We start from the raw sequence: 20,431 nt of genomic DNA, 5'->3' as shown, positions 1-20,431 counted from the left end.
GGGCTGATGGCTCGGCGCTAGTCCTCAATTTCCTCGGACATTTCCAGCCATTTTTCTTCGATCTTGTCCAAGAGTGTTGAGAGGTCAGAGCGGTCCTTGGAGAGTTTGGCACCCTTTTCGGGGAATTTGGCATAGAGATCCGGGTCGGCAAGCATTTCATCGATCTTTTCGATGCGGTCGCGGATCTTGTCCATGTCGCGCTCGGCGGCCTGAATCTTGCGCCTCAGCGGTGCCTGCTCCTTGCGCTTTTCAGCGGCGGATCGTCGCTTTTCGGCAGTTTGATTGGTCTCGGCGCTACCGTTCTTTTCCTTTTGCATGCTGTCCGGGCTGTTGCTGCTGGACAAAAGGAGGCGGCGATAGTCTTCCAGATCACCATCATAGGGTTTGCACGAGCCGTCATGCACGAGCCAGAGCTGATCGACACAAGCCTCGATCAGATGTCTGTCATGGGAGATGATCACCACTGCGCCCTGATACTCGTTGATGGCGTGGACCAGCGCTTCGCGGCTGTCGATATCAAGATGGTTGGTTGGCTCATCAAGAATGAGAAGATGCGGGCCATCAAAGGCCGCCAACCCCAAAAGAAGGCGCGCTTTCTCTCCGCCAGAGAGCTTCTGTGCTGCGATGTCCATCTTTTCGGTGCCAAGTCCCATTTGCGCGACGCGGGCTCGGACCTTGGATTCGGGAGCATCGGGCATCAGCGGGCGGACATGCTCATAGGCGCTTTGGGTCGGCTTCAATTCATCCAGCTGATGCTGAGCAAAGAAGGCGATCTTGAGTCTGCCGGCTCGGAAAATCGTGCCGTCGTCAATGTCCAGTCGACCAGAGATCAGCTTGGCAAAGGTCGACTTGCCATTGCCGTTGGCCCCGAGCAGGGCAAGCCGGTCATCGGGATCGATGCGTAGGTCGAGATTGCGCAAAATCGGTTTGCCGGGCTCGTATCCCACCGACGCCTTCTCCATTCGAATGATCGGCGGGGCCATGATCTTTTCGGGATTGGGGAAGGACAGTGGCTTGATGTGATCTTCTACAACCGCTGCAATTGGCTTCATTTTTTCAAGCGCCTTGACGCGGCTCTGCGCTTGCTTGGCTTTGGTGGCCTTGGCTTTGAAACGGTTGATGAAGCTTTCCAGATGCTTTCGCTGGTCAAGCTGCTTGGATCGCAATTTTTGTTGCAGCTCCAGCTTTTCGCGGCGTGTGCGCTCGAAATTGTCATAGCCGCCGCGATAGCTGGTCAGTTTGAGCTGATCAAGATGGGCGATGTGATCCACAGCCTTGTTGAGCAGGTCGCGATCATGGCTGATCATCATCACCGTGTAGGGATAGCGGCTGATATAGCTCTCCAGCCACAAGGTGCCCTCAAGATCGAGATAGTTGGTCGGCTCATCGAGCAGCAACAGATCCGGCTCGGAAAAGAGGATCGCTGCCAGCGCGACGCGCATGCGCCAGCCACCCGAGAAATCCTTGGTCGGGCGGCTCTGCGCCTCGGCATCAAAGCCCAGACCATGCAGGATGGTCGCGGCGCGAGCCTCGGCGGAATGGGCGTGGATATCGGTAAGCCGAAGCTGGATCTCAGAGATGCGGGCCGGATCGGTGGCCAGTTCCGCTTCGGCCAGAAGGGCTGTTCGTTCAAGATCGGCCTTCAAGACAAATGCGAGCAGGCTTTCGTCCGAGGCCGGGGCTTCCTGTGCGACCTGCCCGACGCGCGCGCCCTTGCGGATGGTCGCTGTGCCGCTTTCAGGCGCGATGTCGCCCACAAGCAGCTTGAACAGGGTGGTTTTGCCGGTCCCATTGCGGCCAACAAGGCCCATTTTGGCCCCTTCGGGCACAACAAGGGTTGCTTCCTCGAAGAGGGCACGGCCAGCAATACGGTAGGTGAGATTATTAATATGCAGCATGATGGGGGCGTTGTGCCTTATTTCGCTCTGCTTGGCAATCGGATTGGCGCCGCGATGCCCGTTTAAAAAAATCGGCCTGTGAAACGTTCGTTCGCTTGACGATGGGGATAGGGAGCAAGTGTTGCTGGAAAAAGACTGGCCATACCTCATCAACCCTTGCAGGATGCTCGCCCCGCATCTTCTGAGTTGATCACATCCTTTTAAAAGCCCGCATCAACAACGACAACAAGGGTACAGACACTTTGCCTAAGAGGAGGCCTTCATGACTATCAAGCTTTATGACCTGTGCGCCAAAGACCGGGCTGTGCGGTTTTCTCCCGCCTGTTGGCCAACACGCATGGCGCTGGCGCACAAGGGGCTGGAAGTAGAGGTCGTGCCGACCCTTTTTACGGACATTGCCCGGATCGAAGGTGGAGGACAAAAGAGTGTGCCTGTGATTGCCGATGGGGACATGGTGGTCCGGGATTCCTTTGCCATCGCGCTCTATCTCGAACGGACCTACGACAACCGCCCGACCCTGTTTGGCGGTGAAGCGGGCGAGGCGCTGTCGCGTTTCATTCACTATTGGGCAGGCAGCTTCATTGAAGGGCAGATCGCACGCATGATCATCCATGACATCTATCAGAAACTCGATCCCGCTGATCAGCCCTATTTCCGCGAGAGCCGTGAAGCACGGTTCGGGCGGCCGCTGCAAGAGGTTCAGGAGCAGACGCCCGAGCGGATCGAGGCGTTCCGGCAGAGCCTTGGTCCCTTCCGCACGACCCTTTACAAACAACCATTCCTTGGCGGTGACATGCCGCTCTATGCAGACTATTGCCTGTTTGGATCCTTGCAGTGGCCACGGTTGATGTCCGATGCCCAGTTGCTTGATAGGGATGATCCGGTTGCAATGTGGTTCGAGCGCTGTCTCGATCTTCATGGCGGATTGGGGCGTGCCGCCAAGGCCTGACCTTTTTCTCAAGGTGGTCAAAAATTCAGCGGTCGCGACAAAAAGGCTTTGTATAGCGCATAACAGCCATGTCCTTTTTGCAGATTGGGGTTGCAGGGTAGGGCGCAGCTCGCTATAGAACGCGTAAATCGTGGCGCGTTGATTTTCATTATGTCTTGGACAGGATGAAATCTCACGCCAAAACGCCAAGTAAACAGGGAATTCTGATGGCTATCGAACGCACCTTCTCAATCATCAAGCCGGATGCCACAAAGCGGAACCTCACCGGCAAGATCATCGCCAAGTTTGAAGAGGCAGGTCTGCGCGTCGTCGCTTCCAAGCGCATCCACATGACCAAGGAACAGGCCTCCGGTTTTTATGCGGTTCACAAGGATCGCCCATTCTTTGGCGAGCTTGTTGACTTCATGATTTCCGAGCCGGTTGTCGTGCAGGTGCTGGAAGGCGAAAGTGCCATTGCCAAGAACCGTGAAGTGATGGGCGCCACCAACCCGTCGGAAGCCGCCGAAGGGACCATCCGCAAGGAATTTGCCCTGTCCATGGGCGAGAATTCCGTGCACGGCTCCGATGCACCTGAAACCGCTGCAGAAGAAATCAAATTCTTCTTCACAGACGACGAAATCGTCGGCTGATACGCTGCATAACGGACGCGTTTCCATGAATAAGGCCATCAGCATTGCGCTGGTGGCCTTTCTGTTTTGATGGGCTATTTTCTGACTGGGAGGCTTGCTCCCCGCCGCGCCTGTTTCTAGCGGGAGGACGCTGCGAGGGCTGCGCCAAAGCTGATGAAGGTAAGGCCAATGCCGCGGCGTAGATATTTCATGCGAAGAGCGTTGGCAAAGAAGCCTCTTAAGCGGCCAGACAACAGCATGACGCTGATGTGGCTGACAAGGCAGGCCAAGGCATAGGTAACGGCAAGGATGAGGCCATCGCGGTAAAGGGTCGATGGCTCATGCAGGAATGGGGGAATGATCGCCAGCTGAACAGCAATTGCCTTGGGGTTTGTAATGGCGACACCGAGGGCTGTGAGAAAGATGCTCCGGCGTTTCGGGGGGAGGGCGAGGCTCAGATCCGCTTCGAGCTCGGACCGGTCCCGCCATGTCTTGATGCCCAGCCAAACCAGATAGAGACCGCCAATGATCTTCAGTGCCAGAAAGGCAACGCTTGATGCAGCCATCAGAGCGCCCAGTCCGAATGTAACGCCAGCACCGATGATGACCATGCCAAGTGTGTTACCCAATGCAGACCAGAAGGTGATGCGGCTGCCATAGCGCAAGCTGTTGGACAGGGTGAACAGCAGACCGGGACCGGGACTGAAAGCAGGCAGGATCGATAGAGCGACGAACAGCAACCAGGTATCGAGGGTCATGTCAGTGGGCGTTTCTTTTTCGGGTGGATGCGTGGCAAGTTCCGCTGAACAACTGGGTACCGCAAGGTCCAGTCGGTTCGATTGCCTCTCTATACCGAACCAGACGGTTTCACAAGCAAGAACGCATCGAATGGTTACGCGGCGCAGGTGCTTGCGCTGTGGGGGCCTCGTATCGCTTCGCGCGTATTCCGAGCGTCCTAAAGCTCGAAAACATTGTCTTTGCGATAGACAGACTGCATGGAACGGAAAAATACGCCCCGGGACTATGGAGAATTTTGTGCCCTGGCGCTTTGATTACGCCATTTGGAAACGATCTTCGAACATTATTGCGAACTGGCTTTTCACTGAGTGCCATTCGCGCACGGAGCGTTTCCATTCCACAGAAGTAGCATTCAGGGCGAGATAAATCAATTTCGCAGCTGCCTCGTCACTGGGGAAATGCCCGCGGGAGCGAACGGCCCGGCGGATTTTCGAGTTCAGTGCTTCAATGGCGTTCGTGGTGTAGATCAGCCTGCGCACCTGGGGCGGATAGTCGAGGAACGGGATCACCTCGTTCCAGGCCCGGCGCCAACTCGGCGCGATTGCCGGGTATTTGGCGGCAAGGTCGCTGTTTTCGAACTCCGCCAGCGCAGTCTCCGCGGCTGCTGCGTCCACAGCGGTGTAGACAGCCTTAAGAGCCGCTGCGACGGCCTTGCGATCCTTGTAGCTGGCAAAGCTCATGGAATGGCGCAGCAGATGCACGATACAGGTCTGGACCTGGGTCTGAGGAAAGGCTGCCTCGATGGCCTGGGGGAAGCCCTTCAGACCGTCCACGACGGCGATGAGAATGTCCTGAACGCCACGGTTGCGCAGATCGCTGAGAACTTTAGCCCAGAACTTGGCACCCTCATTGGCCTGGAACCAAAGCCCCAGAACGTCGCGGGTGCCGTCCGGGAGAACAGCCAGGGCCACAAAAACCGCCTTGTTCAGAACCACGCCGTCGGTGCGGATCTTGACCCGGATCGCGTCCATGAACACAATCGGATAACACGGTTCCAGCGGGCGGTTCTGCCAGGCGGTCACTTCCTCCATCACGGAATCGGTGATCGCCGAAATCAGGCTCGGGGACGCCTCTATACCATAGATATCCTCGATATGCCCCTGGATCTCGCGGGTCGTCATCCCGCGCGCGTACATGCTGATGATCTTGGTGTCGAACTCGGGAAAGCGGCGCTGATACTTGGCGATCAGCAGAGGATCAAAGCTGCCGTTGCGGTCACGGGGAATGTCGAGAATGACCTTCCCGCTGTCGGTGGTCACCGTCTTCTGGCTGCGGCCATTGCGACGATTTGGCGCCTGGTTCGCGCCTTCAGGCGGCGCATCGGCGCGTTCTTCGGTCAGATGCTCGTCCAGTTCGGCGCTCAGGGCTCGTTCGGCCAGCGCCTTGGTCAGTTCTTGCAGAATCCCGTCCTCTCCGAACAGATCGCCCGCTTTGCGGCCTTCCATCAGATGATCCAAAAGGGCTTTGTCGATGCTCATACGTGGGTCTCCTCATATTAGAGTTACCACGCCAGGGCACAAAATTCTCCATAGTCCCGACAGAGGTGCTGGCACCGGCATAGGATTGTGGCTTCAATCCGCCCATGGTCAATTGCTTGAAGCCGATTTCCTTGAGGTGCCTGATCCCCTCATCCCAGGCATATTCGTTGATATCGTCAAACAGGATCACGCCGTTGGGGGTAAGATTGTCGAGGCATTGTTTGGCGCATTCATTGCGGTGCAGACCGTCAATCACGATGACATCATAGAGCGTGTCGCCCTCTTTGATGAAGCCGCAATAGTCCTCGATGCTGTCGCCAACAAGGCGAATGTCGTTGTTGGCACGGGCCTGACCATGGAACAGCTCGTAGAAGTCCCTGTTATGTTCCAGCGAGAGGACAGAGCGGCAATAGCTGGCAAAGAACAGGCTGGAATAGCCCGAGCCATATTCGAACATGGTCATGTTGCTCGACAGTCGCTCCTTGAGGAAGCCAACCATCGCATAGTTCATCCAAGGAATCGGATTGCCATCCTGATCGATACTGCGTCCGGTGAGCAGAGAGCGCCAGTAGCCGCATTTGCCGAGATAGTGCCTGCCCAAGCGCATGCGCTTGATGACAGCGAGCGCCTTGGCCTGCTCCTTTGGGGGGGAGACCAGAAATCTCAGAAAATCGCGGGCATAGTCGAACATGGCAGACTCCGATGGCTGTTCGGGAAAGCTTCAGGGCAATATTTGATACCCGTTCGGCCATCCTAGAACAAGAAGTTGTGTTGGAACGGACATATCGCGCTTTTCTAGATGGTTTCCCACCGTTTCCTGTTTATTTCAGGGTGCTGCGGAAATAGTCGATTGTTTCCTTCAATCCCTCCCGCAACGGCACTTTTGGTTCCCACTCAAGCACCTGTTTGGCCAAGCCGATGTCGGGCTTTCTCTGTCTGGGGTCGTCTTGCGGCAAGGGGTGGAAAGAAATGCCGGACGTGCTGTCGACCAGTTCGAGGATGTTTTCGGCCAACTCGAGCATGGTGAACTCTGTCGGATTGCCGATGTTCACAGGGCCTGTAAAGCTGTCGTCCGTTTTCATGATCCGGACAAAGGCATCGATGAGGTCATCGACATAGCAGAATGAGCGCGTCTGGCTACCATCTCCGTAGATCGTGATGGGTTCGCCTTTCAGTGCCTGCATAATGAAGTTGCTGACGACGCGCCCGTCATTGGCACTCATACGTGGGCCATAGGTGTTGAAGATGCGGGCAACCTTGATTTCGAGCGCGTGCTGGCGGTGATAGTCGAAAAAGAGCGTTTCAGCGCAGCGCTTGCTCTCGTCATAACAGGATCGGATGCCGATCGGATTGACCCGGCCCCAATAGCTTTCATTCTGAGGGTGAACCTCCGGGTCTCCATAGACCTCACTGGTCGAGGCCTGAAAGATACGCGCACCAACGCGCTTGGCAAGTCCGAGCATGTTGATGGCGCCGTGCACCGAGGTCTTGGTGGTTTGCACAGGGTCATATTGATAGTGGATCGGGCTCGCCGGGCAGGCGAGATTGTAAATCTCGTCTACTTCGACATAGAGCGGAAATGTCACGTCATGGCGCAAAAGCTCGAAGTTCGGATTGTTGAACAGATGCTTGACGTTGTCCTTGCTGCCGGTAAAGAAATTGTCGGCGCATATGACGTCTGCCCCTTCCTTGATGAGGCGATCGCACAGATGCGAGCCGAGGAAACCTGCTCCGCCCGTCACAAGAATTCGGTTTCTGCTATGGTAATTTGCAATCATCGTTTTGTCTCTCGGAGCGGGTAATTGGGCGTTTGATTGATAATTGGTTGATCGGTGCCGGTCATGCGCTTTGCTCAGAACCATGCTTCTTTTCCAGCTCTCGACCATAGGCGGCGGTCTGTTGCCTGAATGCGTCGATGGTCATGCGCTCTGCAACAGCTGGCTGTCTTTTTGCGATGACATCCAGCCAATAGGAGAGATGGAGCCTTGAGAAGTCATATGTGTTATGGCTCGCCCTTTCCAGCTCATAATGCATGCGCTCGGTGGTAAAGTCGGACCATTCATCGAGGATAACAACCGGCAAGTCCTGGTAGAGCGAGTCAAGCGGTGAGGATTTCACCACCGGTATGGACCCCAAAAGCAGAGCCTCCCAGGTGCGATGGCAATCGAGGCCATTGCCCAGCGGACTGATTGTAAAGGCAAAGGATGCATTGAGCTGCCAGCTTTCTCGCCGGGTCAGGAAGGTGCTTTGGTAAAAGGCTGTTTCTGCCGGGAATTCAGACAGACATTGTTGTCTATCACCACGGTCCGCAGCGAAATGCCAGTTGGAAAAAGCCTGAGTTTTTTTCTGATCGATTGGCCCCGCGGCTGCGTGGATTTGACAGATTTCCTGTTCCTGCCTAAGGGGGGCAACGCGGTTTCCCCAGTCGTGGCCGGTGGTTTTGCCGTCGGCATGGGATAGGGTGTGGTAATCCAGTCCGATGGGAATGGCCGTCAGCTTGGCATGCTGGTGATCCAGATTTTGCGCGAACCAGTGGTCGAGGTAGCGATTGTTCAGCAGCTTGTTCAAAAGCGCTGGTGTCAAATCTCGCTCGTTAACACCCCAATCGGAATCGCCCGTGACGAGTGTGAATGGCGTTCTGATGCGCCAAAGGTGATATTTTGCGAAAGTTGGCAGCATTTCGGGTGTGAGATAGATTACCTCGGCGCGACTGTTCAGCCGTTTGGCAAATTCCCACGGGATCTTGCGCATTGAGGATTTCGGCTCGGCGACATGGGTCTTGGTAGACTTGAGAATGCCGCGGCTGGAAACAAATCGGCACTGATCTTCATCAGTGATGTCCTTGCTCATGCCATTTGTCCTCTCAGTTCGGGCGGTTCAGGGTCTGCTTAGAAGAAGCGCTTGAGGAAAAGCCTGAATTTGTCGCGCTTCTTTTGCCATTTCGTTTTGGCTGGCGCATGGGCTTCGGTGCCAAGCGCATTGATCAGTCCGCTGTCGATATAGAGCTTGCCGCGCTTCTCGCCGATTTGGTGGTTGAAGGCGACATGCTCGCAGATCTCGTTGCCATCTGCATCAAGCCCGATGTAGCGACATCCCTCAAGGGCGGAGAGGCGATAAAGCCCCAGGCCGCCGAATGCGCTTTCCACTTCGATCAGGCCGCGGTCTTCGGGCAGGGTGAAGCGTATGGCGGTGATGTAGGTGTCAATCGCCTCGCGCTTGTCCATGTCAGCAGGTCGGTTGCGCACCTTTTTCCAGATGTCATAGGGGCACAGTTCAGGGTGGCGCAGGGCCCAGAGATCGCAATAATCGGTCTTCTGATTGGCAAACAGGCCAGCCCAGCTGCCGTCGTCACCTTCGACGTAGCCCGTGATGCGGTCCTTGTCGATGGTGGAGTTGGCACCGTCCATATCAAGCAGCAACAGATAGGCATCATCAAGGTTTGTGGTCTTGTCGGTGGCGATCTCGATGATGCGATTGCGCAATTGGGCCAGTCGGTCTGTCCGTTTGGGGTGCTTGCGCCCGATCCGGTCGTGAAACTCGATGGTTGCGTTGTCGTGACAGGCAGCAAAGGCACTGAGAACCGCCTTGGTATCGTCCAGCGAGTCGTTCTCAAGGAAAATGAAATGACTTTTTTCAAAGCGGTCCGCCAGCGCTTCGAGCTGAGCGAGAAGGCCGGGCAGGGAGTGGGCGCAATCGCGCGCCAGTCCCGCAATCACGATTTCCTTGTCGAGCCTTTTTTGCATGATCCGAGGTTCCTGTGTGTCCTTGTCATCGGCTGCGAGCCAGCGTCAATTGACAAGTTGGACGCTACCATCAACCGGTTCGTCATGGCGAATCGTGACGCGCATACCGTCAACGGTAACCCGGTCGCCAGCAACCAGAGCAAGGGCTTGCGGATAGATCTGATGTTCGGCAACCAGAATGCGGGCGGACAGGCTGTCGGCGTCGTCGCCATCAATCACGGGGACCGCTGCCTGACAGATGATCGGGCCCGAATCCATGTCGGCGCGGACGAAATGGACCGTGCACCCGGACAGGCGGCAGCCGGCCTCGATGGCGCGTTCGTAGGTGTGCAAGCCCTTGAAGGAGGGCAGCAGAGAGGGATGGATGTTCAGCATCCTGTCGGTCCAGCGTTCAACGAAGCTTGCGGTCAGGATTCGCATGAAGCCGGCCAGCACGACAAGCTCGATGTCGTTGGCTTCCAGCACCTTCTGGATTTCCGCGTCAAAGGCTTCGCGGTCACCCTTGAAGGGGCGGTGATCGACATGGGCTGTCTTGATGCCCTCATTGGCAGCCGTTGCAAGGCCTTTTGCGTCGGCGTTGTTGGCCAGAACCAGCGCGATTTCGGCAGGATAGTCAGGGTCGCGGGCGGCCTTGAGAATGGCGGTCATGTTGCTGCCGCGGCCAGAGATCAGAATGGCGGTGCGTTTCTTCCTTCCGCTCATGGTCTCAGACTCCGAAGTTGATCATGCTGTCATAGATGACGGCATCGCCATCCCGGGCTTTGAGTGAGCCGAGACGCATCGGCGTTTCCCCGGCAGACGAGAGGACAGCCATCAGATCGTCGACTTTGTCGTCTTCGGCCACAAGGATCATGCCGATGCCGCAGTTGAAGGTGCGGAGCATTTCAGGGTTCGCGACACCGCCCAGCTTTTGCAGCCAGCCAAAGACAGCGGGCGGCGTGATTGCCGCAAGATCAAGGTGCGCTGCGAGCTCATCAGGCAGGACGCGGGGGATGTTTTCGGGGAAGCCGCCGCCGGTGATGTGGGCAAGAGCCTTGATCGCCCCGGTTTCACGGATGGCCGCAAGGATCGGGCGAACATAGATGCGGGTCGGTTCAAGCAGTGCTTCGCCGATGGTCTTGCCCTCGGCAAACGGAGCAGGATCGGCAAAGCCAAGGTCGTTGGCTTCCAGAATGCGCCGAACAAGAGAAAAGCCGTTGGAATGCACACCAGACGAGGCCAAGCCAATAAGCACATCGCCTTCGCTCACGCCCGTTGGCAGCAGGGTGCCCCGCTCGGCAGCGCCAACCGCGAAGCCCGCGAGATCATAATCTTTTTCGGCATACATGCCCGGCATTTCGGCGGTTTCGCCACCGATCAATGCGCAATTGGCCTGACGACACCCTTCGGCGATGCCGGCAACCACGTTCGTGGCGTCCTCGACCTCGAGTTTGCCAGTGGCAAAATAATCAAGGAAGAACAGCGGCTCTGCGCCCTGTACAACAAGATCGTTGACGCACATGGCAACCAGATCAATGCCCACCGTGTCATGCTTGCCGGTCTCGATGGCGATCTTGAGCTTGGTGCCGACACCATCGTTTGCGGCCACGAGCACCGGATCCTTGAAACCGGCCCCCTTCAAATCAAACAGGCCGCCAAAGCCGCCGATATCGGTGTCCGAACCCGGGCGAGTCGTGGATTTGACAATCGGCTTGATGGCGTTGACCAGCGCGTTGCCCGCATCGATGTCCACGCCTGCGTCTGCATAGGTGAGATGGTTCGAAACAGGGGCCTTGTTGTCATTGGGCTGATCGGTCATGTCGAATCCGTGATAGTTCTTGATCGTTATGCTTGGAGTTTTTCCTGAAACACACGAAATTTGCGGCAAATGCAAGCCCCTATGACTGGCGTTCTGGCAAAAAGCTCATATTGGTTGTCGGTTTGCGGCGCAAAGGCTTGGAAAGAGTCTGTGTGATGCTCAAGTTGGGCTTGAATTGTCTTGTCGCAGAGATGAAAAGCTGGAACGCTGAAGCGGTGACACATGTTTTTGGTTTCAGTCAAATCTGCAACAGGCTGTTTGCCTGATTGTACTTTGCCACGAGAAGGGGCATAAAATTCTGTGACCTTGCCAAACATTATTACGATCGGTCGTTTGTTTCTGGTGCCAGTTGTGATCTGGCTTCTGGTGGATGGTCGATTTGCCAGTGCCTTCTGGGTCTTTCTCATCGCCGGTATTTCCGACGGTGTTGACGGGATTCTTGCGCGCAAATTCAATTCGCAGTCCGAGCTTGGTGCTCATCTGGACCCGATTGCCGATAAGGCCCTGCTTGTGAGTATCTTTCTCACCCTCGGTCTTCTCAAGGTGATCCCCGCCTTCATCGTGATTGCTGCGGTCAGCAGGGACATTCTGATCGTCGGGGGGGTTGTGCTGTCATGGATGCTCGATAAGCCGGTGACCATGAAACCGCTTCTGATTTCCAAGGCCAACACCATGTTCCAGATCCTTTATGCTGCCACCGTCATGGCCTTGCTGGGATTTGATGTTCGTTTGGGCGAGCTTCCGGTTATGCTCGGTTATCTGGTGGTCGGACTGACCATACTGTCTGCGGTGTCCTATCTGGTGGAGTGGATCGGGCATATGGCCCCTTTGGATCAGGCCGGCACCGAAGCCGAGGGCAAGGACAGGGACGACAATCATGGGTCGAGGAACTGAAAACACCGCTTTGCGTTCAATCTGAAGCTGGTATAGAAACCGGGGCAGGCGAACCCGCCCCATGATCAGGAGAGAGTGAATGTCAATTGAGAAGCAATTCACGATATGGATGATCACTCTCGCTGTGGTTATCCTGTGCCTCTATCTATTTCGCGGCATTCTTCTCCCCTTTGTCGCAGGCATGGCGCTTGCCTACATGCTTGACCCGGTTGCGGACTTCTTTCAACGGCTTGGTATGAACCGAATCTGGGCAACGGTGTCGGTTCTGCTGCTGTTCGTTCTGTTTTTTGTTCTGATGATGGTGATGATCGTGCCGACGCTGGCGCAACAGATGACAGACTTTGCGGATAATTTGCCCGGCTATATCGCGTCCTTGCAGGACTTGCTGATCAAGACGAGCTCAAAGTATATGCCGTCCTTCCTGTCCGATTTTGATGCTTCGAGCTTGCAGAACAACGTGAAGGACCTCGTCGGGCAGGGGGCGTCCTGGATTGGTAAGCTGATCCAGTCGATCTGGAATGGCGGTCAGGCCCTGATTGACATGCTGGCCCTCATCGTCATCACGCCCGTTGTCGCCTTTTACATGCTTCACGACTGGGACCGGATGGTCGAGACCGTCGATCACTGGTTGCCGCGTGATCATGTCGACACGATCCGGCACCTTGCCAACGAGATCAACCGCAGCGTATCTGGCTTCGTGCGTGGACAGATCATTGTCGGGCTGATTCTGGGGATCTTCTACGCTGTTGCTTTGTCCATTCTGGGCCTCAATTTCGGCCTGCTGATCGGTCTGGGTGCTGGCATCATCAGTTTTATTCCCTATGCCGGTGCGACGCTTGGCTTGGTGGTCTCGCTGGGGGTTGCTATCGTGCAGTACTGGCCTGATCCGGTTCCCATCGGGATTACGCTGGCCATCTTTGCCGTTGGTCAGTTTCTTGAGGGCAATTTCCTCCAGCCCCGGCTGGTCGGAGAGCGGGTGGGGTTGCATCCAGTCTGGCTGATGTTTGCGCTTTTGGCCTTCGGCTCGCTGTTCGGCTTTGTCGGAATGCTGATCGCGGTGCCGACAGCTGCTGCGATCGGTGTTATAATCCGCTATATTCTTGACAAATATATGCACTCTTCGATGTATCGCGGGCAAGGTGACGGGTTGAATGCCGCGCCGTCTCATGACACACAGGCCGAGGGATGATGCGCGTTGCGCAAGACAGAATTGGAAGTCACTAAGTTGGGCGAGCAAATGCCACTGAAGCTGCCGCACGAGACGGCAATGGGGCGCGAAGATTTTCTGCGCGGGCCATCCAATGCAGCTGCGCTTGACATGATTGACCTTTGGCCGGATTGGCCATCGCTGTGGCTGCTTCTGGCTGGTCCGGTCGGAGCAGGGAAATCACACCTCGCCCGCATCTGGGCGGCAAAGAGCAATGCCCGGGTCATCACGCTTGAAGAACTCAACCGCAGCGATCCGACTGCACTGGTGGATTGTGGTGCCGTGGTGCTGGAAGATGCAGATGGATGGGAGCGGGATGACGTCGCTTTGTTTCATTTGCTCAACGCGGCCCGGGAGGCGCGCGCCTATGTGCTGATCACCGCCCGAAACTGGCCGGATGGGTGGGGTGTGGCGCTCCCTGATCTGATGTCGCGCTTGCGCCTGACAACGCCGCTTGAAATCTACGAGCCCGATGACGAGCTGTTGCGTTCGGTGCTGGTCAAGCTTTTTGCCGATCGTCAGCTCGATCCTGATCCAAGTGTCATCGAGTATATCGTTTTGCGCATGGAGCGTTCGATTGCGGCGGCGCTTCGGGTTGTCGAGGCTGTTGATCGGGAAGCGCTTGCACGACGGCGCACGATCACGCGTCCGTTTGTTGCAAGCGTGATGAAGGAACTCGACGAAGGGCTCCTCTAGGGGCGTCGTGGCGTTTTGCAAAGCGCGAAATTCCAGAATGCTTCGATGCCTGCTTGTGAATATCAGAGACGGGCGATGAGCCAAAGGTGTTGATTTGTCTTTGCTTTGTCCAACTATCTGCCCATTGGACGGAAACTCTGATATGAGTGAGGTGAATTGTGGGATCCGTCATATGAATGCTATGGTGTCCGTGTAATGGCTGATCTTTGATGCCGGGAACCCTTGGTGCAATGTTTGGAGGCCTCAGCGTGTCATGTGCGGCTTATGGTTTCTGATTCGCGACAGGTTTGGGTTCTTGATGGGCGTCGAGGGCCGAGGGGCTTTGCCTTGCGGTCCGAACTGGATTTCGCGCCCCGGTGCGCAAGCGTCAGTGGCGCTTCAGCAAGCACGGGGATTGGACGGTAAAACCCAACCGGACCGGCAAGACATCGCGCCGGAACCATTTACGGGTCAACAAAGCGGCGGGCACTTCTCAATGTCAGATAATTTCGAAAACCACTCTCCGGATCAAAACGCACCAGATCATCAGCCTCATGATGACCCGCATCAGGGCGATCAGGGTGCCATGGATGAGCAGGCGGACGACTTGTTGCCGACCGATGAGGAAATCGAGGCGCTGATGCGCAGTCCGGGGCGGTTTGTCAACCGCGAGCTGTCTTGGCTCGGGTTCAATGAGCGCGTTCTGGAAGAAGCCGAGAACCCCAATCATCCGCTGCTTGAAAAACTGCGTTTCCTGTCGATCTCGGCGAGCAACTTGAATGAATTCTTCATGGTGCGCGTGGCTGGCCTCAAGGGCCAGAAACGCGAAGGGGTTGGCAGCGTCAGTGCGGACGGCCTTGATCCTGGCCAGCAGTTGGTCAAGATCAACACCACAGTGAATGATCTGGTCAATCGTCAGTTGGGGATTTACCGAGGCTTGAGGCGTGCGTTGGAAGATGAGCAGATCTACCTGATCGAAGGTGAGAATCTAACTGATACTGACAGGGCCTATCTGGAACAGGTGTTCCTTGAAAGCATCTTCCCGGTGCTGACACCGCTCGCTTGTGATCCTGCACATCCGTTCCCCTTCATTCCCAATCTCAGCTTCTCGCTCGTGCTGCATCTCAAGGGTCAGGAAGGGCGTGAAGACATGGCGGCCCTCGTGCGCATGCCGCACACGCTTGATCGCTTCGTTGAGCTTCCTGCAGCAGAAGGGCAGGAGAGTACCTATCGCGGCATTCGACTTGAGCAGGTTGTGTCATTGTTTCTCGATCGCATCTTTCCGGGATACGAAATTGCCGATCTGGGCGCATTCCGGGTGCTTCGCGATTCCGATATTGAGATCGAGGAAGAAGCGGAAGATCTGGTGCGGCACTTCGAGACGGCGCTCAAACGCCGCCGCCGCGGGTCTATCATTCGCCTTGAAATTGAATCGAGCACCGGCCAGTCCTTGCGCGAGTTCGTTGCTGAAGCGGTGCATATCGAGGATGACGAGATCGTCGTTATCGACGGTCCGCTGGCGCTCAACGACCTTTCACAGCTTGTCGATATCGACCGGCCCGAATTGAAGTTCGAGCGCTACAAGGCCCGCTTCCCTGAACGGATCCGTGAGCATAGCGGCGACTGTTTCGCCGCCATCAGGGAAAAGGATCTGGTGATCCACCATCCTTACGAGAGTTTTGATGTGGTGGCGCAGTATCTGACACAGGCGGCCCGCGATCCCAGTGTTATCGCGATCAAGCAGACTCTCTATCGCACGTCCAAGAAATCTCCCATCGTGCGCGCACTTTGCGAAGCTGCCGAGGCAGGCAAATCGGTGACGGCGCTGGTGGAACTCAAGGCCCGTTTTGACGAAGAGGCCAACATCGGCTGGGCCCGTGATCTGGAGCGCGCAGGGGTGCAGGTGGTGTTCGGCTTTATCGAGCTGAAGACCCATGCCAAACTGTCCATGGTGGTGCGCCGTGAAGATGGCAAGCTCGTCACCTATTGCCATATCGGGACCGGCAACTATCACCCGATTACCGCCAAGATCTACACCGATCTCAGCTTCTTTACCGCCGACGAGGTAATCGGGCGCGACGTGGCGCGGGTGTTCAATTTTATCACCGGTTACGCCAAACCGGATCACCTCAACAGTCTTCTTGTCTCGCCCTACACGATGCGGTCGACCATCCTTGAGTATATCGACAAGGAAATCGAACATGTGCGCGAAGGGCGGCCCGGGCGGATCTGGGCCAAGGCAAACTCGCTGGTCGATCCAGTGTTGATTGATGCGCTCTATCGCGCCAGTCAGGCCGGTGTGAAAATCGATCTGGTGATTCGCGGCATTTGCTGCCTGCGTCCGCATTTGCCCGGCCTGTCAGACAATATTCGCGTCAAATCTATCATCGGGCGCTTTCTAGAGCATTCGCGCATCATGTGTTTTGGCAATGGCAAGGAACTGCCGAACACTGATGCCGTCGTGCTGATCGGATCTGCAGACCTGATGCCACGCAATCTTGATCGCCGTTGTGAAATTTATGCGCCGATCAAAAACCCGACTGTGCACGCCCAGATTCTGGACCAGATCATGGTTGCCAACATCATGGATAATCAGCAAAGTTGGGACATTCTGCCCGACGGGTCTTCCCGCCGGATTCAGGCCGCCGAGGGTGAGGAGCCGTTTAACGCCCATAGCTTCTTCATGACCAACCCCAGTCTTTCGGGTCGAGGTGATTCACTAAAAGATGACGCTCCAAGAGCATTCACAGACCGAATCGAGCGATAAATTCGAGCTCGACAAATTCAGGAACCAGGGCCGGATCTCGGGATCTGCCCCTGTCGCTGTCATTGATATCGGGTCCAACTCGGTGCGTCTCGTCATGTATGAGCGCGCGTCGCGGGCCCCGATCCCGATGTATAATGAAAAACAGCTTTGTGGCCTTGGCAAAGGGGTTGCCGGAACCGGCAAGCTGAATGAAAAGTCCGTTGCCTGCGCACTGAAAGCCCTGAAGCGGTTCCGTTTCATGATTGATCATGCGGATGTCGGGACTTTGTATGTGCTGGCGACCGCGGCCGCGCGTGACGCCAGCAACGGTGCGGATTTCATGGCCGAGGTCGAAGCGATCTGCGGGGTGGTTCCTCTGGTGCTCAGCGGTGAGGAAGAAGCCCAAAAATCGGCAATGGGGGTTGTCTCCGCCATTCGCGATCCTGACGGGGTCGTTGGCGATCTCGGGGGTGGCAGTCTGGAGATGATTACGGTCAAGGGTGCCGAGCTTGGAAAAGGCTCCACCTATCCGCTGGGCGGATTGCGCATTCAGGATACCTCGGGCGGTTCCCTTAAGCAGGCCCAGAAAATTGCCAAGACCGAACTTTCCGAATCAAAGCCACTCGACAAGCTGGAGGGCAAGACCTTCTATGCCATAGGTGGCACATGGCGAGCGCTGGGCAAACTGCATATGGCGTCGGTCGGATATCCGCTCAAGGTGATGCATCACTATTCGATTGATGCTGAAGAAGCGATGGAATTCTGCCGCCAGTGCATGCGTGATGATATCGAGGATTTTTCCGGTATTGGTGCTGTTTCCAAGGCACGGCGCAATCTGCTGCCCTATGGTGCGGCGGTTCTACATGAGGTCTTGAAACGCGGTAAGCCAAAACGTGTGGTGATTTCCTCACTCGGTGTCCGCGAAGGTCATCTGTTCGAACAGCTGCCCGAGGACGTGCAGGCGCAGGATCCGCTTCTTGTCGCCAGTGAGGAGCTGTGTGTTTTGCGGTCGCGATCTCCCTTCTATGCCCATGAGCTTGCCGACTGGCTTGATGGGGTGTTCGAAGCTCTTGCTATCGAAGAAAGCGCCTATGAGCGCAAGCTCAGGCGTGCTGCCTGTCTGCTTGCTGATATCGGCTGGCGTGCCCATCCAGACTATCGCGGTACGCAAAGCCTCAATATCATCGCACATGGTTCCTTTATCGGTATCGACCATCCGGGGCGGGCCTATCTTGCGATGTCGAATTACTTCCGCCACGAAGGGCTGTCGGGCTCGAATATGAGTCTTAGAATGTGGGATGTAAGCAGCCTGCATTTGCGGTCGCTGGCGCGAACAACGGGCGCCGCTCTGCGTCTTGCGCATGTGGCCGTGGGGGAATTGCCCGGCATCTTGCCACGCCTTTCCGTCACGCTGGAAGATGATGTTGCAACATTGCATATTCCTCCTGAACTGGACCTGCTGCGGCACGATAAGCTTGAGCGTCGTTTCTCCAGTTTTGTCAGGCTGATGGGATATGACAGCCGCGTCGAGAGCGGTGAGGGATGATTGGCTGTTTGCGCCGCGCGGACGGAAACGCGAGAAACAGCCAAGGACCGGCGCGTGCCGCCAAAATCATTGGAAGGCTGGAAACAAGAGACTGTATGACTGACACAAGATCGACAGAAGAAAACTGGACCGTTGTACACGGTCGGGCCGTGCATGGAAGTGCGGGGCAGGGCGACGCCGCATCAGCGATAGATTGCTACCATGGCCGGGAACCTTACGGTGAATATATCCTCTATGTCGCCAGTGATCCGGCGTCTGTCGTCGACGGCAAGATCGACATCTTGAACTATCGCTATCTGGTTGAGGTTCGGGTTACCTATGAGGATGATCTTGTGGCCGATGGCGAGGCTGATATCGGCTGGTGCCAAATTGATTCTGAAGAAATGGGCGACGCTTTCGTCCGGCAGGTCTGGCCAAGCTGGCAAGATGTCACTCTGGGAGAGGTCGCAGCAGATATATTCCCGCCAGCTCAGGATTATGTCATGGCCAAGAGCGTGCTCGGGGTGGGCGAAAATCGTGCGGGCTGGGTAGAAGTGACGCGGATTGAAGCAGCGCAACCAGCCGAGATGGCGCTGTGTTACAACAAGATCGACGAAGACAGACTGCTCGAAATTCGCGCGGTTCTGAAAGATCCCGACGTGTCGGTCCGCCTATTGAGCGAGATGTGGGAGGCTTTGGTCGACAGATTCCATCATCTGCCCTATGAGAAGCTCACGGGCGCGGAGCGGATCGAGTTCGAGGAAGACCCCGATCTCGACACTCTGGGCGATTTTTCGGACGAACGTTAGGGACCGCGTCAGCTCTGTTCAGCCGGCGCGCCCTGTTTCTTGGATTTTCGGTTGCGTTTGGCGGATGCTTTGGCAACGGGCAGTTCCGGTGGCTCGCAGTCGATAACACCGACTTTCTTGCCTTCCAGACGCAGGGCCATTTCGCCGGTTTTCACCTTCAGGGCATATTGACCGAACAATTCCCGGCGCCAGCCCTTGAGAGCCGCGACATCTGCCTCATTGCTGCAGGCGATCTTTTCCAGATCATCCACCGTTGCAATCACTTTGGCAGCAACGCCATGGCGCTCCGCTGTCAGCTTGAGCAGCACCTTCATCAGGTCAACAGCCGCGCCAGAGCCTTCCGGCTGGGACTTGCCTTTCGGAACGTCCGGCAGCTCCTCGTTGGGCAGGGCTGCAACCTCGCGCGTCATGGCCAGAATATCGAGACCAGCCTTTGAGCGTTCGTAGCCTTTTGAAATCGAGCGGAGGGCAGACAGGGCCTCGGGTGATTGCGGCAGTTGTACGGCCAGCTCGAAGATTGCCTCGTCCTTCATGATGCGGTTGCGCGGCACGTCACGGCTCTGCGCTTCGGATTCGCGCCATCCTGCGAGGCGCTTGAGCGCAGCAAACTCACGTGGTTTGCGGATTCGCAGTTTCATGCGCTTCCAGGCGTTCACCGGTTCGGTGTGATAGGTTTCCTTCGAGGTGAGGATTTCCATTTCCTCTTGCACCCAGGAGGTGCGTTGCTGCTCGTCGAGATTGGCCCTCAGCGCATGATAGACGTCTCGCAGGTGCGTGACATCCGCGAGGGCATAGTTGAGCTGTTTTTCGGTCAGCGGTCGGCGGGACCAATCCGTGTAGCGATGGGATTTGTCGATGTGATGACCGGTCAGCCGATGCACGAGCTGGTCGTAGGATATGGAATCCCCAAAGCCGCACACCATTGCGGCGACCTGACTGTCAAAGATCGGGGCGGGGATGAGCCTGCCCAGATGATAGATAATTTCGATGTCCTGTCGACCGGCGTGGAACACCTTCACAACAGATTCATCCGCCATCAATTCGAAGAATGGCGCAAGATCAAGACTGTCGGAAAGGGGGTCAATCAGAACGGCAAGGTCAGGCCCTGCCATTTGGATCAGGCACAGCTTTGGCCAATAGGTGGTTTCGCGCAAAAATTCCGTATCGACTGTTACATACGGATGCTTGGCGAAACTGGTGCAAGCGTCTGCCAATTCGGCAGTTGTCGTGATTGTTTTCATTGCTAATTCGCTTATATAGAACAATTCCGGGCTTGTCGCGCACTCTTTCTGTCTATTTCAGT

19 protein-coding genes are annotated in these 20,431 nt (G+C 56.2%); 8 read left to right on the top strand and 11 right to left on the bottom strand.

Annotated elements, in window-relative coordinates:
• Positions 1-17 precede the first annotated feature (17 nt).
• Positions 18-1,898, bottom strand: a complete 1,881-nt coding sequence (gene abc-f, locus CPH65_RS20600; RefSeq protein WP_096175579.1) for a ribosomal protection-like ABC-F family protein — start codon at positions 1,896-1,898, stop codon at positions 18-20.
• A gap of 262 nt (positions 1,899-2,160) precedes the next feature.
• On the opposite strand from abc-f, the gene CPH65_RS20595 reads away from it, so the two are divergent.
• Together CPH65_RS20595 and ndk are read left to right on the top strand one after the other, a co-directional pair.
• Positions 2,161-2,847 carry a glutathione S-transferase family protein gene (locus tag CPH65_RS20595; protein ID WP_096175578.1) on the top strand — a complete coding sequence of 229 codons (687 nt, stop codon included), beginning with the start codon at positions 2,161-2,163 and terminating at the stop codon, positions 2,845-2,847.
• A 206-nt stretch (positions 2,848-3,053) separates the two neighbouring features.
• Complete coding sequence (gene ndk / locus CPH65_RS20590; RefSeq protein ID WP_096175577.1) at positions 3,054-3,476, top strand: nucleoside-diphosphate kinase; 423 nt, start codon at positions 3,054-3,056, stop codon at positions 3,474-3,476.
• A 116-nt stretch (positions 3,477-3,592) separates the two neighbouring features.
• On the opposite strand, the gene CPH65_RS20585 is transcribed toward ndk, so the two are convergent.
• From CPH65_RS20585 to CPH65_RS24035, 9 genes are all read right to left on the bottom strand, one after another.
• Entirely contained in the window at positions 3,593-4,213 is a 621-nt protein-coding gene (locus tag CPH65_RS20585) for a LysE family translocator (protein WP_096175576.1), read from the bottom strand.
• A 294-nt stretch (positions 4,214-4,507) separates the two neighbouring features.
• Positions 4,508-5,674: an IS256 family transposase gene (locus CPH65_RS20580; protein WP_244574668.1), complete on the bottom strand. Its 1,167-nt coding sequence runs from the start codon at positions 5,672-5,674 to the stop codon at positions 4,508-4,510.
• Complete coding sequence (locus CPH65_RS24745) at positions 5,562-6,422, bottom strand: class I SAM-dependent methyltransferase (RefSeq protein ID WP_096175574.1); 861 nt, start codon at positions 6,420-6,422, stop codon at positions 5,562-5,564. The genes CPH65_RS20580 and CPH65_RS24745 overlap by 113 nt, the downstream gene beginning before the upstream one ends.
• Before the next feature lie 130 nt (positions 6,423-6,552).
• On the bottom strand, positions 6,553-7,509 hold the full coding sequence (locus CPH65_RS20570) for a UDP-glucuronic acid decarboxylase family protein (RefSeq protein WP_096175573.1): 957 nt from the start codon (positions 7,507-7,509) through the stop codon (positions 6,553-6,555).
• A gap of 61 nt (positions 7,510-7,570) precedes the next feature.
• The gene (locus CPH65_RS20565) at positions 7,571-8,581 is read right to left on the bottom strand and encodes a hypothetical protein (RefSeq protein ID WP_096175572.1); all 1,011 of its coding nucleotides are present in this window, start codon (positions 8,579-8,581) and stop codon (positions 7,571-7,573) included.
• Between the two features lie 38 nt (positions 8,582-8,619).
• Positions 8,620-9,474 carry a hypothetical protein gene (locus CPH65_RS20560; protein WP_096175571.1) on the bottom strand — a complete coding sequence of 285 codons (855 nt, stop codon included), beginning with the start codon at positions 9,472-9,474 and terminating at the stop codon, positions 8,620-8,622.
• A 45-nt stretch (positions 9,475-9,519) separates the two neighbouring features.
• Entirely contained in the window at positions 9,520-10,176 is a 657-nt protein-coding gene (purN, locus tag CPH65_RS20555) for a phosphoribosylglycinamide formyltransferase (protein WP_096175570.1), read from the bottom strand.
• Positions 10,177-10,180: 4 nt separating this feature from the next.
• Positions 10,181-11,272, bottom strand: coding sequence for a phosphoribosylformylglycinamidine cyclo-ligase (gene purM, locus CPH65_RS20550; RefSeq protein WP_096175569.1), 1,092 nt, complete (start codon positions 11,270-11,272; stop codon positions 10,181-10,183).
• A 26-nt stretch (positions 11,273-11,298) separates the two neighbouring features.
• Positions 11,299-11,589, bottom strand: coding sequence for a hypothetical protein (locus tag CPH65_RS24035; RefSeq protein ID WP_157747835.1), 291 nt, complete (start codon positions 11,587-11,589; stop codon positions 11,299-11,301).
• Here CPH65_RS24035 and CPH65_RS20540 point away from each other — a divergent pair.
• The 6 genes from CPH65_RS20540 to CPH65_RS20515 all read left to right on the top strand — a co-directional run bounded on the left by CPH65_RS20540 (position 11,573) and on the right by CPH65_RS20515 (position 19,128).
• Positions 11,573-12,166: a CDP-alcohol phosphatidyltransferase family protein gene (locus CPH65_RS20540; RefSeq protein ID WP_096175567.1), complete on the top strand. Its 594-nt coding sequence runs from the start codon at positions 11,573-11,575 to the stop codon at positions 12,164-12,166. The two genes, CPH65_RS24035 and CPH65_RS20540, sit on opposite strands and share 17 nt — an antisense overlap.
• Before the next feature lie 79 nt (positions 12,167-12,245).
• Entirely contained in the window at positions 12,246-13,355 is a 1,110-nt protein-coding gene (locus CPH65_RS20535) for an AI-2E family transporter (protein WP_172891558.1), read from the top strand.
• A gap of 48 nt (positions 13,356-13,403) precedes the next feature.
• Positions 13,404-14,069 carry a hypothetical protein gene (locus CPH65_RS20530; protein ID WP_096175566.1) on the top strand — a complete coding sequence of 222 codons (666 nt, stop codon included), beginning with the start codon at positions 13,404-13,406 and terminating at the stop codon, positions 14,067-14,069.
• Between the two features lie 565 nt (positions 14,070-14,634).
• On the top strand, positions 14,635-16,815 hold the full coding sequence (locus CPH65_RS20525) for an RNA degradosome polyphosphate kinase (protein ID WP_096176544.1): 2,181 nt from the start codon (positions 14,635-14,637) through the stop codon (positions 16,813-16,815).
• On the top strand, positions 16,775-18,340 hold the full coding sequence (locus CPH65_RS20520; RefSeq protein ID WP_096175565.1) for a Ppx/GppA family phosphatase: 1,566 nt from the start codon (positions 16,775-16,777) through the stop codon (positions 18,338-18,340). The genes CPH65_RS20525 and CPH65_RS20520 overlap by 41 nt, the downstream gene beginning before the upstream one ends.
• Positions 18,341-18,435: 95 nt before the next feature.
• Positions 18,436-19,128, top strand: coding sequence for a hypothetical protein (locus CPH65_RS20515; protein ID WP_096175564.1), 693 nt, complete (start codon positions 18,436-18,438; stop codon positions 19,126-19,128).
• Positions 19,129-19,136: 8 nt separating this feature from the next.
• On the opposite strand, the gene rnd is transcribed toward CPH65_RS20515, so the two are convergent.
• Entirely contained in the window at positions 19,137-20,369 is a 1,233-nt protein-coding gene (gene rnd, locus CPH65_RS20510; protein ID WP_096175563.1) for a ribonuclease D, read from the bottom strand.
• Positions 20,370-20,431 lie beyond the last annotated feature (62 nt).

The organism is Cohaesibacter sp. ES.047 (genome assembly GCF_900215505.1).
Classification (GTDB): domain Bacteria; phylum Pseudomonadota; class Alphaproteobacteria; order Rhizobiales; family Cohaesibacteraceae; genus Cohaesibacter.
This window is presented reverse-complemented; position numbering and strand designations above follow the sequence as displayed.

Excerpts from the sequence above, each read along its gene's own strand:
- CPH65_RS20515 (WP_096175564.1), top strand. The coding sequence starts at position 18,436 with ATGACTGACACAAGATCGACAGAAGAAAACTGGACCGTTGTACACGGT.
- CPH65_RS24745 (WP_096175574.1), bottom strand. The coding sequence starts at position 6,422 with ATGTTCGACTATGCCCGCGATTTTCTGAGATTTCTGGTCTCCCCCCCA.
- CPH65_RS20535 (WP_172891558.1), top strand. The coding sequence starts at position 12,246 with ATGTCAATTGAGAAGCAATTCACGATATGGATGATCACTCTCGCTGTG.
- CPH65_RS20525 (WP_096176544.1), top strand. The coding sequence starts at position 14,635 with ATGGATGAGCAGGCGGACGACTTGTTGCCGACCGATGAGGAAATCGAG.
- purN (WP_096175570.1), bottom strand. The coding sequence starts at position 10,176 with ATGAGCGGAAGGAAGAAACGCACCGCCATTCTGATCTCTGGCCGCGGC.
- CPH65_RS20565 (WP_096175572.1), bottom strand. The coding sequence starts at position 8,581 with ATGAGCAAGGACATCACTGATGAAGATCAGTGCCGATTTGTTTCCAGC.
- CPH65_RS20560 (WP_096175571.1), bottom strand. The coding sequence starts at position 9,474 with ATGCAAAAAAGGCTCGACAAGGAAATCGTGATTGCGGGACTGGCGCGC.
- purM (WP_096175569.1), bottom strand. The coding sequence starts at position 11,272 with ATGACCGATCAGCCCAATGACAACAAGGCCCCTGTTTCGAACCATCTC.
- CPH65_RS24035 (WP_157747835.1), bottom strand. The coding sequence starts at position 11,589 with ATGTTTGGCAAGGTCACAGAATTTTATGCCCCTTCTCGTGGCAAAGTA.
- CPH65_RS20570 (WP_096175573.1), bottom strand. The coding sequence starts at position 7,509 with ATGATTGCAAATTACCATAGCAGAAACCGAATTCTTGTGACGGGCGGA.
- ndk (WP_096175577.1), top strand. The coding sequence starts at position 3,054 with ATGGCTATCGAACGCACCTTCTCAATCATCAAGCCGGATGCCACAAAG.
- CPH65_RS20520 (WP_096175565.1), top strand. The coding sequence starts at position 16,775 with ATGACGCTCCAAGAGCATTCACAGACCGAATCGAGCGATAAATTCGAG.
- rnd (WP_096175563.1), bottom strand. The coding sequence starts at position 20,369 with ATGAAAACAATCACGACAACTGCCGAATTGGCAGACGCTTGCACCAGT.
- abc-f (WP_096175579.1), bottom strand. The coding sequence starts at position 1,898 with ATGCTGCATATTAATAATCTCACCTACCGTATTGCTGGCCGTGCCCTC.
- CPH65_RS20530 (WP_096175566.1), top strand. The coding sequence starts at position 13,404 with ATGCCACTGAAGCTGCCGCACGAGACGGCAATGGGGCGCGAAGATTTT.
- CPH65_RS20585 (WP_096175576.1), bottom strand. The coding sequence starts at position 4,213 with ATGACCCTCGATACCTGGTTGCTGTTCGTCGCTCTATCGATCCTGCCT.
- CPH65_RS20595 (WP_096175578.1), top strand. The coding sequence starts at position 2,161 with ATGACTATCAAGCTTTATGACCTGTGCGCCAAAGACCGGGCTGTGCGG.